The 14,253-nt window shown below is 65.3% G+C and carries 11 protein-coding genes; 5 read left to right on the top strand and 6 right to left on the bottom strand.

Going from position 1 to position 14,253, the window contains the following annotated elements; translation table 11 throughout:
• Window positions 1-49 precede the first annotated feature (49 nt).
• The gene (acnA, locus tag VT84_RS26510; RefSeq protein ID WP_082843418.1) at window positions 50-2,815 is read right to left on the bottom strand and encodes an aconitate hydratase AcnA; all 2,766 of its coding nucleotides are present in this window, start codon (window positions 2,813-2,815) and stop codon (window positions 50-52) included.
• 425 nt (window positions 2,816-3,240) lie between these two features.
• Between acnA and VT84_RS26515 the strand changes: the two genes are divergently transcribed.
• The gene (locus VT84_RS26515) at window positions 3,241-4,065 is read left to right on the top strand and encodes a DUF1559 domain-containing protein (protein ID WP_082841620.1); all 825 of its coding nucleotides are present in this window, start codon (window positions 3,241-3,243) and stop codon (window positions 4,063-4,065) included.
• A 95-nt stretch (window positions 4,066-4,160) separates the two neighbouring features.
• A complete protein-coding gene (locus VT84_RS26520; RefSeq protein WP_082841621.1) occupies window positions 4,161-4,724 on the top strand; it encodes a hypothetical protein in 564 nt (187 codons plus the stop codon).
• Window positions 4,725-4,827: 103 nt separating this feature from the next.
• Here the strand turns inward: VT84_RS26520 and VT84_RS26525 are convergent, their stop codons facing one another.
• Window positions 4,828-5,376 carry a DJ-1/PfpI family protein gene (locus tag VT84_RS26525; protein ID WP_052561450.1) on the bottom strand — a complete coding sequence of 183 codons (549 nt, stop codon included), beginning with the start codon at window positions 5,374-5,376 and terminating at the stop codon, window positions 4,828-4,830.
• A 481-nt stretch (window positions 5,377-5,857) separates the two neighbouring features.
• On the opposite strand from VT84_RS26525, the gene VT84_RS26530 reads away from it, so the two are divergent.
• Window positions 5,858-6,811, top strand: coding sequence for a DUF1559 domain-containing protein (locus VT84_RS26530; protein WP_082843419.1), 954 nt, complete (start codon window positions 5,858-5,860; stop codon window positions 6,809-6,811).
• Between the two features lie 87 nt (window positions 6,812-6,898).
• A complete protein-coding gene (locus VT84_RS26535) occupies window positions 6,899-7,339 on the top strand; it encodes a carboxypeptidase-like regulatory domain-containing protein (RefSeq protein ID WP_052561446.1) in 441 nt (146 codons plus the stop codon).
• Window positions 7,340-7,765: 426 nt separating this feature from the next.
• Here the strand turns inward: VT84_RS26535 and VT84_RS41780 are convergent, their stop codons facing one another.
• On the bottom strand, window positions 7,766-7,894 hold the full coding sequence (locus VT84_RS41780; RefSeq protein WP_255359511.1) for a hypothetical protein: 129 nt from the start codon (window positions 7,892-7,894) through the stop codon (window positions 7,766-7,768).
• Between the two features lie 757 nt (window positions 7,895-8,651).
• On the opposite strand from VT84_RS41780, the gene VT84_RS26545 reads away from it, so the two are divergent.
• Window positions 8,652-9,776 (top strand): TIGR02996 domain-containing protein, encoded by a 1,125-nt coding sequence (locus VT84_RS26545; RefSeq protein WP_052561441.1) that lies wholly within the window; start codon window positions 8,652-8,654, stop codon window positions 9,774-9,776.
• 138 nt (window positions 9,777-9,914) lie between these two features.
• Here VT84_RS26545 and VT84_RS26550 read toward each other — a convergent pair whose 3' ends face one another.
• The 3 genes from VT84_RS26550 to lptD all read right to left on the bottom strand — a co-directional run bounded on the left by VT84_RS26550 (window position 9,915) and on the right by lptD (window position 14,154).
• A complete protein-coding gene (locus VT84_RS26550; protein ID WP_052561439.1) occupies window positions 9,915-10,667 on the bottom strand; it encodes a succinate dehydrogenase/fumarate reductase iron-sulfur subunit in 753 nt (250 codons plus the stop codon).
• 62 nt (window positions 10,668-10,729) lie between these two features.
• Window positions 10,730-11,152, bottom strand: coding sequence for a diacylglycerol kinase (locus tag VT84_RS26555; protein WP_082841623.1), 423 nt, complete (start codon window positions 11,150-11,152; stop codon window positions 10,730-10,732).
• Between the two features lie 233 nt (window positions 11,153-11,385).
• Entirely contained in the window at window positions 11,386-14,154 is a 2,769-nt protein-coding gene (gene lptD / locus VT84_RS26560) for an LPS assembly protein LptD (RefSeq protein WP_082841624.1), read from the bottom strand.
• Window positions 14,155-14,253 lie beyond the last annotated feature (99 nt).

Here is a 14,253-nt window from a genome sequence, read left to right on the forward strand (position 1 = left end):
GACGCGCCCGCCCGGCGCGCCGGGCGGGTGACGGGAACCGAACCGCGCCCTACTTCGCCTGGAGCAACTGCCGCAGGACGTAGGGCAGGATACCGCCGTTCTTGTAGTACTGCACCTCTTGCGGCGTGTCGATGCGGCACACCGCCTTGAACGCGACCGTCGTCCCGTCGGGGCGGGTTGCGGTGACGGTGAGTTCGCGGGTCGGGCCGTCGAAGTTCTTATCGAGGCCCGCGATCAGGCCGTCGATGTTGAACACCTCTTCGCCGGTCAGCCCGAGGCTCGCGGCCGACTCGCCCGCCTTGAACTGGAGCGGCACCACGCCCATGCCCACGAGGTTACTGCGGTGGATGCGCTCGTAGCTCTCCGCGATCACCGCCTTCACGCCGAGCAGGTTCGTGCCCTTCGCGGCCCAGTCGCGCGACGACCCGGACCCGTACTCCTTGCCCCCGATCACGATCAGCGGCACGCCGTCCTTCTGGTACGCCATCGCCGCGTCGTACAGGCTCACGACCTCGGTGCCCGGCAGGTGCCGGGTGAACCCGCCCTCCACCCGCGACCCGTCCTCGCGCGCGGGCACGAGCAGGTTCCGCAGCCGGACGTTGGCGAACGTCCCGCGCATCATCACCTCGTGGTGCCCGCGGCGCGCCCCGTACTGGTTGAAGTCCTTCTGCTCGACCCCGTGGGACAGCAGGTACTTGCCCGCGGGCGAGTCCTTCTTGATGTTCCCCGCGGGCGAAATGTGGTCCGTGGTGATGCTGTCGCCGAGCAGCGCCAGCACCCGCGCCCCGGTGATCTCGGCAATCGCCGGCGGCATCACGCCCATGCCGCGGAAGTACGGCGGGTTGGCGATGTACGTGGAACTCGCGCTCCACTCGTACAGGTCGCCCGTGGGGACGCGCAGTTCTTTCCAGCGCGAATCGCCCTCGTACACCGCGCCGTAAATGCGCTCGAACGACTCCTTCTTGATCGAGCTGCCGATGGCCGCTGACACTTCTTCGTGCGTGGGCCAGATGTCTTTCAAGAAAACCGGGTTCCCGCTCGGGTCCGCGCCCACCGGCTCGGTGTCCCAATCGATGTCGGCGCGCCCGGCCAGTGCGTAGGCGACGACCAGCGGCGGCGACGCGAGGTAGTTCGCCCGCACCTCGGGGTGCACGCGGCCCTCGAAGTTCCGGTTCCCGGAGAGCACCGCGGACACTACCAGCCCCTCGGCCGCGATCTCGCGCGACACGGCCTCCGGCAGCGGCCCGGAGTTCCCGATGCACGTCGTGCAGCCGTACCCGACGACGTTGAAGCGGAGCTTGTCCAGGTCGCCCAGGACGCCCGCGTTGGTCAGGTAGTCGGTCACGACCTGCGAGCCGGGCGCGAGGCTCGTCTTCACCCAGGGCCGCGTGCTCAAGCCCCGGGCGACGGCCTTCTTCGCCAGCACGCCCGCGGCCATCATGACCGACGGGTTCGACGTGTTCGTGCAGCTCGTGATCGCGGCGATGACCACCGAGCCGTCGTGGAGCGACCCGGCCGGCACTTCGGGCGCGGGGGCCGCCTCCTTCACGCCGAACGGTCCCGACGCGGATGAAGGGGCCGCGACCGGCAGCGGGACCGCGGTCGGCTTCTTCACGCCAGCCTTCAGCTTCGGGAGCGCCTCCGCGAACGCGGTCTTCATGTTCTTGAGCGCGATCCGGTCCTGCGGGCGGGTCGGCCCGGCGAGGCTCGATTCCACGGTCGAGAGGTCGAGTTCGAGCGTGTCCGTGTAGCTCGCTTCGGGGGTGTTGGCGTCGTGGAACAGCCCCTGTTCCTTGTAGTATGCCTCGACGAGGGCCACGAGTTCGGCCGGGCGCCCCGTAAGCGTCATGTACCGGAGCGTTTCGGCGTCGACCGGGAAGATGCCGCACGTCGCGCCGTACTCGGGGGCCATGTTCGCGATCGTCGCGCGGTCCGCGAGCGGCAGGTCCGCCAGCCCCGGGCCGAAGAACTCGACGAACTTCCCGACCACGCCCTTCTTGCGGAGCATCTGCGTAACGGTGAGCACGAGGTCGGTCGCGGTCGCGCCGGGCGAGAGCCGCCCCGAGAGCTTGAACCCGATCACCTGCGGGATGAGCATCGACACCGGCTGGCCGAGCATCGCGGCCTCGGCCTCGATCCCGCCGACGCCCCACCCCAGCACGCCCAGCCCGTTAATCATCGTGGTGTGGCTGTCGGTGCCGACCAGCGTGTCCGGGTACGCGGCCCCGTGCGGGTCCACGAACACGCTGCGCGCGAGGTGTTCGAGGTTCACCTGGTGGCAGATCCCGGTGCCCGGCGGAACGACTTGGAAGTTGCGGAAGGCGTTCTGCCCCCAGCGCAGGAACACGTACCGCTCCTGGTTCCGCTCGTACTCCAGGTTCACGTTGTCCACGAACGCGCGATCGGTACCGTACTCGTCCACCTGGACCGAGTGGTCGATGACCAGCTCGACCGGCACGAGCGGGTTGATCTTCGACGGGTCGCCGCCGAGCGTCTTCATCGCGTCGCGCATGGCCGCGAGGTCCACCACGCAGGGCACGCCGGTGAAGTCCTGCATGAGCACGCGGGCCGGCGTGAATGCGATCTCCACGTTCGGCTCGGCCTTCGGCTGCCAGAGCGCGAGGGCGTCGATGTCCGCCTTGCGCACCGCGAGGCTCACGCCCTCGTTGCGCAAGAGGTTCTCCAGAAGGATCTTAAGTGAAAACGGGAGCTTCTTCGCCTGCGGGTGAACGGCTTCGACGGCCGCGAGTCGGTGAATCGTGTACGGCTTACCACCAACAGAAAGGGTCGAGAGGCTTCCGAAACTATTTGGCATGAGAGCACCCGCAAGCAGGAAGGATTCGCGCTGATTCAGGTATTGTTGGAGTTGCGAAGGGGTAATCAAGACGGGCGGCACGTTCGGTGCGGAACCGGGCACCCGCGGTGCGCCCCGGGCGGCGCGCGAATCGCTCCGCGGGTCGCGTTTTCGGGAGCGCGAAAACCCGTCGCCGCCCATACGATCGAGACAGTTGTGCGATAAAAGGCACCACTCCGATTGCCAAGATTCATAATATTAGAATGACAACCCAACAGACCTCTCACATCGGCATGTGCATTTTTGGTGTATTTTTCCCTTGATCCTTCGCCCCGGTTGAGCGAAAGTGGGGCCGTCGCCTCGAACGGTGACGGCCACGCGCACAGTGGCGCTACGTCCTTTCTCGTCGGTTCCATTCTTCGTTTCGGTGTAAGGAGTCTCTCCCCGTGCCTGAATTGAACGTCCGCAAGGGTCGGCGTGGGTTCACGCTGATCGAGCTGTTGGTGGTCATCGCCATCATCGCCATTCTCATCGGGCTGCTGCTGCCGGCCGTGCAGAAGGTGCGCGAGGCCGCCGCGCGCATGACCAGTACGAACAACGTCAAGCAACTGGCGATCGCGTGCCACTCGCACCACGACGCCGTCAACCGGCTCCCACCGCAGTGGGCGACCTACGGCAACGTGACCGCCTCGTTGCACTTCTGGATCCTGCCCTACATCGAGCAGGACAACCTGTACAAGCTCGTGCCCCAGGGCGGCGCGGCGATGGTGTACGCGCACGACAACGCGACGGTCCGCCGCGGGGTCATCAAGACGTTCATCTCGCCCCTGGACGCTTCCACCCCGGGTTCCCTGGTGTACAGCGACTGGGCGATCTCGAACTACGCCTCGAACCACGCCGTGTTCGGCCAACCGAACGTGAGCTGGGACGGCAAGCGGACGATGACCGGCATTTCGGACGGCACCTCGAACACCGTGGCCTTCGCCGAGAAGATGGGCACCTGCGGGAGCAACGGCAGCCTGTGGACGCACGGCGACTGGAACTGGCCGTGGATGTCCGTGTACGCGATCAACGCGGACGGGAACCCGCCGCAGGCGCGGCCGACGGTCGCCAACTGCATCCCCACGCGCCCGCAGGGCCTGACCCCGGGCGGGTGCATCATCGGCCTCTGCGACGGGAGCGTCCGCACCATCAACACGAGCGTTTCCGCCGCCACCTGGCAGAACGCGAACTACCCGGCCGACGGCAACGTCCTCAACTCGGACTGGTAGCCCCGAGCGTTTCCGTCAATTCCCGGCACGCGGGCGCAAGTGTCCCGCGTGCCGGGGCGTTTTCACATTCTTCTCCCACACCCCGAGTTCGCGGAATGAAGCGCTCTGTAACCTCCCGAATCATTGTTTTGGCGTGCGTGACCGTAGCGGTCGGTGTTCCGGCCGGGTGCTCGAAAAAGCAGGCGGCGATCGTGCGCGGGACCGTGACGTATAAAGGAGCGGCCCTCAAGACGGGTACGATCACCTTCCACGGCGCCGATAAAGAAGTGGCGTCCGCGGCGATCCAGCCCGACGGCTCTTACACCTGCACCGACGTCCCGATGGGCGACGTCAAGGTGACCGTCGAGCAGTTCGGCGCCGGGCTCCCCGGCGGGCTCAAAGCCGGCGGCCCCGGGATGCCCGGAATGCCCGGAAAGACAGGCGGGTCGACGCTACCCGGTAAAGGTACCCTTCCCGGAGCGGGGCCGCCGGGTGGTGGTGGCGGGGGCTTGATTACACCGGGCGGCGGCGGCAGTAGCACCCCGACGAAGGCCCCGGACAACGCACCCCCGGCTCCGGAGTTGGCCAAACTGCCCGCAACAGTGAACAAGCCGGACACGTCGCCGCTCAAGTACACCATCGACGCGAAAGAAAAAACGATCGACGTCGTGGTGCCCTAATCCGTATTCCGCCCCGGCGCACTACCGGGGCGGATTCATTTCACGACCACACACATCCTTTTGACGCCCGTTTGGTGCCGATGGTTCCCGGACTCGTTGCACGTCACCCGCGTAAGAGCTTCAGGTATTCCCGCATCCACGCCGGATTATCGTGCCACGTGCGGCACGTCACGAGGTTCCCGCTCACCACGACCTCGCGGTCCACGTAGATCCCGCCCGAAAATTCACAATCGAACCGACACTTCGCGACCGTCGTCACCTCGCGCCCGCGGATCACGTCGGCCGCGGCAACGATCTCGATGCCGTGGCACACGCTCGCGACCGGCTTGTTCGCCGCGAACAGAGATTTCGTGATGCGCATGAGATCCGGGTCGTACCGGAGGTACTCCGGGGCGCGCCCACCGGTAATCACCATGCCCGCGAGCGCGCCGGGGTCCACGTCGCGGAACGCGATTTCGGCCGCGAGCGTGTAGCCCGGGCGCTCCTGCGTGATGTCCCACCCGTCCGGGCGCTCGTGCAGCACGAGGTGGTAGCCCCGCTTCTCCGGCCCCGCGACGAGCACCTCGTACCCCTCCTCGCGGAGCCGGAACAGCGGGTAGTAGGTGTCCAGCACCTCCGCTGCGTCGCCAATTGGCAGGAGAACAGTTTTCACGTTTCACCCGGAAGAACGAACGGTGCGGCGCGGCCCGCGTGTCGGATTCCGCCGCGGTCCACGAAAAGTGTAGCCGAATTTCGCGTCTTTTCCCGGCGCGCGGACCGTTTTGAAAGTATGCACCCCTTGTGCGGATCGGACGCAGGTCGCCCGGTCCGATCACAAATTCCAGCCGCGAATGAAACGTCCGCGCGGCGTATTTCGAGCCGATTCAAATAATGAATGTGTGATTAAACCCGATAGCCACTCATAGTTTTATCTTTTGAATTATTGTGTGCGATCCGCGGAACTTTTGAGCCCCGAGTGTTTTCAAATCAGTAGCGGTCCATTGCCGGCGCGGGGACCGGGGCCGGAGCGCCCGGGGCCGCGCGAGTGTCCGAATCACGTGTTCGAGCCGGTTCGTGCGGCGCGGGTCAGTGCGCGCCGCGGGGTTATTGAGTCCGTTCCTTCTGCCACTTGGTTCAACCGAGGGAGTTTCTCCATGCCCGCACCGAAGGGCCGTCGTGCTTTTACGCTCATTGAGCTGCTCGTGGTCATCGCGATCATCGCGATCCTGATCGGGCTCTTGCTCCCGGCCGTCCAAAAGGTGCGCGAGGCGGCCGCGCGCATGTCGTGCAGCAACAACCTCAAGCAACTGGGGCTGGCCGTTCAGAACTACGCCAGCTCGCGCTCGGACCAGCTCCCCAACATCACGTCGGCCGTGAACGGGTCGCCGCAGTCGCAAACGCACGGGGGCTCGATCCACTACTACCTGCTCCCGTTCATCGAACAGGACGCCATTTACCAGGCGGGGCTGTCCCCGATCGTCAGTACGTACAACGGGACGCCGTACAGTCAACCGTGGGAGGGGCCGATCGCGGGCAACACCAGTAAGCCGCAGGTGCTCTACCAGGTCATCAAAACGTTCGTGTGCCCGTCCGATGCGACCATGAACAGCGGGTACCCCAGCAACCGCGGCCAGGACTGGGCCGGGACGAGCTACGCGGCCAACTACGCGCTGTTCGGGAGCAACCGCGTCAACAACGCGGACCAGTCGACGTACCGGGTCGGCAACATCCCGGACGGCACCTCCAACACGATGACGTTCGTGGACAGCTACGGCGGGCGCACGTCGGACCACGGCCAACTGTGGGCGTACCCGGGGTGGGACTGGGCGGGCGACGGCAAGTACTCGGCGGTGTTCGGCTGGGGCGGCGTGACCAGCAACCGGTTCGGGGCCAACACCGGTTGGGGGAGCTGGAACCAGGCGCCGCTGTTCGGGGTGACGCAGTCCGCGGCGACCGACCGGTCCCGCGTGTACGCGAACCACAGCAGCGGGTGCCTCGTGGGTCTGGCCGACGGGAGCGTCCGCAGCGTCGGCGCCAGCGTGTCGCAGTTGAGCTGGCTGTACGCACTGACCCCGGACGACGGGCAAGTTCTGCCGAGCGACTGGTAAGAGCGCCAATTGCACGATCTTCCACCCGCCCCAACCAGGGCGGGCGTTTCCCGAACCGGTTCGTTTTCTCCCACCAATCAGGAACCCATGTCCCACATCGAAACTCTGCCGAAGTGCTCATTCACGAACCGCTGGCTGCCCGTAACGGGCCTGCTTTGTGTTGCCCTCGCGCTGACCGGCTGCGGGACGTCCGGCGACAAGGGCACGGTGACGGGCAAGCTCACGGTGAAAGGCGCCGCGCCAGCATCGGGCACGCTCATCAAATTCATCGGCGCGGACGGCAAGGAATCGAGTTCCATCGTGAACGCCGATGGCACCTACACTGTCAACGAAGTCCCGCCCGGCGACGCCAAGATCATCGTCACGGGTTCGGGACCGGTGAAAGTGGTCGGGCGCACGGCCTCGATGCCCGGCATGCCCGAAGCGAGCAAGGGCGCGGCCGTTCCGAAGAAGTATTCGCTCCCCGGCGCGATCCCGGGTTTCGCCGTCAAGAAGGGCAGCAACACGCACGACATCGACTTGCAGTGACGTGCAGGCTCGGGGACAGGGTCAGTGATTGATTTTCGGTCTAGCGTGTCTCGGGTATGAGAGCACACGTCCTCGCGCCCGAGCATCGTGAACCTATCACCCGATATTCGTCCGGGTGCCGGCGCCATGTCAAGCGGTTCGACGGTCAAACGCCGGCGGAGCTGAGCAGTTTCTTCGCCTTCGATCCGAGCTTCACCGGCGAAATCTTCGTAGGCTAAAGCGGTCGAATTGGGGCACGAGTTGCTGGGCGAACACCTGGAGACTCGTGCCGCTCGCGAGTTCAACGGAAGCCGGCAACAAGCGGCGCCTTGCGAAACAATTCCGAACGGCATAGTGCCCGAGTTGAAACAGACGTGAATTGTGGTTTGCGCACTTGCAAGTCTTCTTTGGCTCGCCAAAAGACCATCAACGTACAGATAAGGCTCATCATTTCCGGTTCGTCAGCAAGTCCACAACCCAGCACCCCCTAACGTGCGGCCCCTCGCCGCGGCAGTGGCTCAGGATGTCGTCGTTGTCGCACCCGGCGTCCTGAAGTGCGTCGGCCAGAATCGGCATCCGGTCGAATGCACGGTCTTGGTAAATACCTTCGGCAAGAATGCGAACGTCCGTCGTGAGCCAAGAGAGATCAACGGTGCCGGGGCGGAAGGGGTTACCGAAGATGTCACGCAGTAGGATGCTTTGCTTTGCTGTGCTGCTTCAGCTTCGTTGGCGACGCGATGGTCAATGCCCTGCTCGATTTTTTCCCAAACCATAGCCGTTCGCGCCTCTCGCGATGCCCATTCTGGGAAGTCGGTATAGTAAGCAGCCCAGCTACCACAATTCGCAGCACGGTCAGCATTTTCAATCCGATCGGGAGTATTCTTCTCCGCGTCACGCCACGCCTGGTCCGCCGCCCGCATTGCATCATTTGCCTCATCATCACTTACCAAGTCATCTACATGTTTTTCCGTAATCTCCACGGCACTGCGACTTCGCTCGTCCGTGAGTGGCTCATGAGGCGGTAGAGGTGGAGGCTGGTCGCAATTCGTTGCCCGACAGCGTCCTGCACTAAACCTCCACCTCTACCGCCTCATGAGCCACCGCTCCTACGACCTGAAAACACCCGATTCACCCCTGATGCCTCATGAGCCGAAATTTGGTGGTGGGTCTTGAAACTTGTGACGCGCGATTCGGTGCGGGATTTGCGTGACATCGCCAAGCACCCCGAGTGGATGGGCTGATTCCGGTGCGGTTCGCTCGCTTCGTTCGCTGTTGGGATTTATGATGGGCCGCGCCGGGAACCTCCTCGGCGCGGCCCGTTGCGTGAGGCACTATGTCCGACGAGAAGGCGCTGCTCGCGGCGATCTGGGAGCACCCGCACGACGATACCGTGCGCCTGATCTACGCGGACTGGCTCCAGGAAAATGGCCAACCCGCGCGCGCCGAATTCATCCGGCTCCAGTGTACGATCGCGAGAACGGACAAGAGCGATCCGCAGTGGCCCGTACTGAAGAAGCGCGAGGCTGGGCTCTGGGAGGCGCACCGAAAAATGTTCCGGCGGGGGCTACCGGACCGGATGCGCGCGTACCCGTTCGCGCGGGGGTTCGTTGCTCCCCCACTTCGGCCCATGAACAGCCACAAGTTTCACAAAGTGTTCCGCGATCTGCTCCCGCACGCGCCCACCTGGGCGTTTTGGTTCTCGAATCTCACAGAGAAGGAACTGGAATCGCTTTTCGGGGACGAATGTTTTCGTCGGATCGGGGTGCTTCAGCTCTTTCACAACAGCCGAGTGTTTACCAACCTGGTTGCATCCCCGCACGCGGGCAATTTGACTGAATTGCATTGGGGTTATTCTTTCGCCGGCCCGGACGCGATGAGCGCGTTGTGTTCGTCCGCGGCGAGCCGTCAACTCGTCCACTTGCGGTTCGATGGCGGCAACATCGGCGACGCGGGCGCGGAGGTGCTGGGGGAATCGACCCTTGCCGGTCAACTGATTGAACTCAGCCTGTCCTCGAACGACATCACCGCGGACGGGATCGATCGGCTGTTCGGACCGGGGCGGTTCGAGAAGTTGCAACGGCTCGACCTGAGCGCCAACGGGTTCCCAGACGGGGACGAACTCATCACCGCGCTCGTGCGCTCGGCCCGGCTCCCGGCCCTACGCGAATTGGGGTTGGTGGGAATGTGGTTAACGACGAAAGCGGCCGAAGCGCTGGCCGCGTGGACGGGCGCGCCTGGGTTGTTGCAATTGGATCTGGCGGGAAATATTGAGATCCGCGCGGCGGGCGTGCGCGTTTTGACCGAATCGGTGTGCCTTCAAACGCTTACGACGCTCGACGTGTTCCCGTCGAACGCCGAGCGTGCCGGTATTGCGGAGCTTCTCACGCAGCGGTTCGGGTCGGTGGGGCCGGACCCGAATGACCAACAATTCACGCTCCGCGGGGGATCAGCGCGCTAATCCCGTTTCGGCCCACCGTAACAGTCGAACGAGCCGCGACCGCGAGGGAGCGGCAAGACTTCCTGGGATAATCCGGTACGGGCCGCGCCTCCCGCTCCCTCGCGGTCGCGGCTCGTTACAATCCGGAACCGGATGACCCTACTTCACCACGGCGCTCACGGTGCTCGCGATGAAGTCGCGGTTGAGCTGCGCGATGTGCTCGACGCTGATGTCCTTCGGGCACGCGGCCTCGCACTCGTTGATGTTCGTGCAGTGCCCGAAGCCCTCGCGGTCGTGCTGGGCCACCATCGCGCGGACCCGGTCGTTGCGCTCGGGCTGGCCCTGCGGCAGTTGCGCCAGGTGGCTCACCTTCGCGCTGAGGAACAGCATGGCCGAGGCGTTCGGGCACGCGGCCACGCACGCCCCGCACCCGATGCACGCGGCCGCGTCCATCGCGCGGTCCTGGTCCTTCTTCGCGATCGGCAGCGAGTTCCCGTCCGGCGCGCCGCCGGTGTTCACGCCGACGAACCCGCCCTTCTGAATGATCCGGTCGAACGCCGAGCGGTCGCAAACCAGATCCTTCACCACCGGGAACGGTCCGGCGCGCCACGGCTCGATGTACAGTTCGGCGCCGTCGGCGAAGCTGCGCATGTGCAACTGGCACGTCGTCGTGCCCTTTTCCGGGCCGTGCGCGAGCCCGTTAATCATCATGTTGCAGCTGCCGCAGATCCCCTCGCGGCAGTCGTGGTCGAACGCGACGGGTTCCTCGCCCTTGCGGATCAACTGCTCGTTGAGCGTGTCCATCATTTCGAGGAACGACATGTCCGGGCTGACGCCGTCGAGGGTGTAGGGCACCATTTGGCCCGCGGCCGTGCGCGATTTCTGCCGCCAGACGTGGAGCGTGAGTTTCATCGTCGGTCCCGTGGGGTGGTCTCGGGAGTATTTTACGCGCGGGACCGCGGGGCGTCTCGCGGTTACGCCGGGAGCCAGTGGAACAGCAGGAGGATTTTGCGGCCGAAGATGACGGCCCCGACGGTCGCGGCGCACAGACCGGCCACGAGCACCGCCCCGGCCGCGATGTCCAAACAGCCGTACACGCGGTCCCGGGCCTCCTGGTCCAGCCCGCGGAACAGCGTCTCGATGGAGCTGTTGAACAGTTCCGCGGTGACGACCAGGCCGATGCACCCGATCACGAGGCACCACTCCCGGTAGTCGCACTCCAGCGCGACGGCCGCCGCGAGCGCCACGACCGCACAGAAGAAGTGAACGGAGAAACTGGAGTGCCCGCGCACCCCGCGCTTCACGCCGCGGACCGCTTCACGGAACTTGTCGCGCCACAAGCGCGACTTCTTCCGCGGCGGGTCGTCGCCGGGCGCGCTCCACTGGTTTGCGGGCATGCGTTCCCCACTTTCAGAGTTCCAGAGTTCCAAGTATGAAGTTTCAGAGTTCCACGTTCCAAAAGTTCCAGAGGTTCAAAAACAGAACCCACTTCCGAACTTTACGTTCCGCGATTCGAGCGCGGCGAACCGAATGGGCCACGAACTCTGGAACTCTGGAACTTTGGAACTTTGGAACTCTGGAACTCTGGAACTCTGGAACTCTGGAACTCTGGAACTCTGGAACTTTTCCGTTACCGCCGGCTGTTGAGCTGCTGGTTGCTGATCGGCGTGCCCGCGAACCGGCCGCCCAGGGCCGAGGCCAGGTTCGGTATCACGAGGAACTGGAACCCGAAGTTGTTCACGAAGGCGTTGTAAGTGAACCCGACCGTGACCGTCAGGTCGGCGCCCGTGCGCGTCAGGGTGAACGTGTTCGAGAGGGCCTGCTGGAGCCCGAAGTCGTAGCTCGCGCCCAAGTTCATGTAGTACCGGGGGCTCATCTGGTACCCCATCGTCAGCACCACCGCCTTGCTGTTGATCGGGTCCGTTTGGCGGTACCCGAGGTACACGTTGGTGCGGTCCGTGCGGTTCACGTACACGCCCGCGTTCCAGTACCGGCTCCCGCCCTCATACGGCTCGAACCACCCGTTCGACACCAGCGAGGTGCGGTCCCCGAGGTTCCACACGGTGCCGTACTCGAGGAACGAGAACGGGTTCCCGAAGTTGTCGCGCTTGGCGTCCGGGAAGTACGACGCGGACACGTCGAACGTGAGGAAGTCGACCGTGTGCTCCATCCCCGGGTACCCGCGCTTCGTCTGGAACCGCTGCCGCACGTCCATCTGGAGCACGTTCATGCTGTCGAGCGTGTCGGTGCGGTTCTCCACGAGGCGCCGGATCGCGTACAGTTGCGGGTTGAAGATCGGCGAGTTCATGAGCGCCAGCCCGTCCGCCCCGGGCACGAGCTGCGACTGGATCGGGCGGATGTTGCGGTACGCCTGGTCCACCGCGTCGTCGTTGAGCCGGTCGAGCATCGGGAACCGCGTGTACGGCTCGTTCGAGCGGGCGTACAGGTAGTTCCCGCCGAACACGACCTTGTGGTTCAGCCCGCGCAGGTTCAGCAGCTCGCTGCTCACGTCGCCGTAGAGCCGCGAGAACGGCAGGCTCGCCCGGGTACCGCCCCCGCCGTACACGCGCCCGACCTCGTTGCCGTTGATGTCGCTGGTGTACTCGGTGAGGTCGAGGACGCCGTAGGGCGCCAGTTTCACCGGGCCGAGGGCGAACGGGACGCTCAGTTCCTGCCACAAGTCGAACCGACCCGTATCGACCCGGCGCTCGGTGGGCAGGAGGGCGAACGGGGGGATCTCGGTGGGGCGCGCCTGGGCGTAGCCCGCGCTCGCCCGCGCGCTGTACACGAACAGGTCGTCCAGGAACGTCTGCCCGAGCAGGTGCCCGTCGACGCGCGGGAGCCAGTTCGTCGTGCTCACCCACTCGCGGTTGAGCCGGTCCTGGACCAGCGCGGACGCCCCGAAGTTGCGGCGCTGCCAGGTGAGGTACGCGAACGTCTCCTGGTTCGGCCCCATGTCGAATTCGTTCTTGTAGTACTGCTCCAGGAAGTTCTTGTCGCTCAGGTACGCGAACTGCCCCTGGAAGTACGTCCCCTCCATGACCTCTTGCTGGTGCCGCCACAGGGCGCGCCCGCGGAACGACGGCTGGGCCGGCTCGGTCCCGCGCGGGCCGCCGAGGATGTCCAGCCCGTCGTCCTGGAGGCCGTACAGTTTGATGAGGCCGGCGCCGATCGGGTACTCGCCCAGTTGCGGGGCCGGGAGGCGGTACGTGTAGTCGGTGCCGCCCGCGAGCCCGCGCCGGCTCAAGTAGTCCAGGTTGAGGCGCCAACTGTGACCCGGGGGCGGGCGCAGCGCGAGCAGTTCGTAGATGTCGAACGACGAGTAGAACTGCGACCCGAAGATCCGGTTCTGGCTGAACCCCAGCCCGGTGACCGGGCCGAGCGGGTCGGTCGCGTCGAACCGCATTTTGGGCAGGTAGAACACCGGGAGGCCGCCGAGCCGGGTGACCACGTTCGTGCCCGTAACGATCTGCTCCTGGCCCTCGATCGGCTCGCCGGTCCGGATGTCGCGGATCGGGAACCCGAAAATGTTCCGCAGCACGATCCGGCGCTGGCTCAGCGTGAAGCGCTGCGAATCGAGCCGCAACCCGGGGTCACTGGGCAACTTGCTCGCGTTCGACGTACCGTTCAGGATCTCCCAGTTCTCCAGGTCCAGCCGGCGCACCTCTTCGCCCCTCAAGTGGAAGGCGTCGGGGACGCTCGGGAGCGCCATTTCGAGGTCGGCCCGGAGCGCGACCGCGCGGTTCTGCGTCGCGTCGTAGTACACCTGAACGGCTCGGAGCGTCTGCGTCACGGCGGGCTTTTTTTTGTCCTTGTCCCCCTTGGTCGTGCGAACGATCACGTTGCCCGACAGGTAAACTTCGACCTCGGTTTGGCCGTCCCCGCCGGTGGCGAACCCGTCCTTCTCGTCCTGAGTTTTGTTCCGGAGCCACATCACCGCTTCGTCGGTCGCGAACTCGGTCGTTTGGTCCCCGTCCTCGCTGGAGATGTTGATGATGACCCCGCCGGTGAACAGGATGCGCTCGGTCCCGTCCTCGAGCTTGACCTTGTCCGCGTTGTAGGTGGTCGCCGCGTACCGCGGCATGACCTTGCCGTACCGCTTCTTCGATTGCGGGGTGGGGATCACCGCGCCGTTGGGGAGCGGGTCCGGTTCGTAGGGGGAACCGGTGTCGCGGGGCGGCTGGTACGCGGTGCGCGGGGGCACCGGCTGGACCGGGGACATTAGTCCGTCGGTCGGTAGCGAAAACGTGCCCGCCGCCGGGTCGTCCGGGAACCGCACCGTGGGGCGCACGGGCGGAACCGGCTGTGCGCGGGTCGCCGGTGCGCTCGCCAGGAGCGCGGAAATTACCAGCCCGGCCCAAATTATCGCTCGCCCGCTGAACACGCGGTGTCCCTTCATCGGCGCACGGCGAAACAAGTGGTTCGCCGCGCGAAGCGGTCACGCCGAAACGGTTCTGTCTGCACTGAAAGAGCGGGGACTTATAGGCGCCGCGCCGGG

The organism is Gemmata sp. SH-PL17 (assembly GCF_001610855.1).
Lineage (GTDB): Bacteria > Planctomycetota > Planctomycetia > Gemmatales > Gemmataceae > Gemmata > Gemmata massiliana.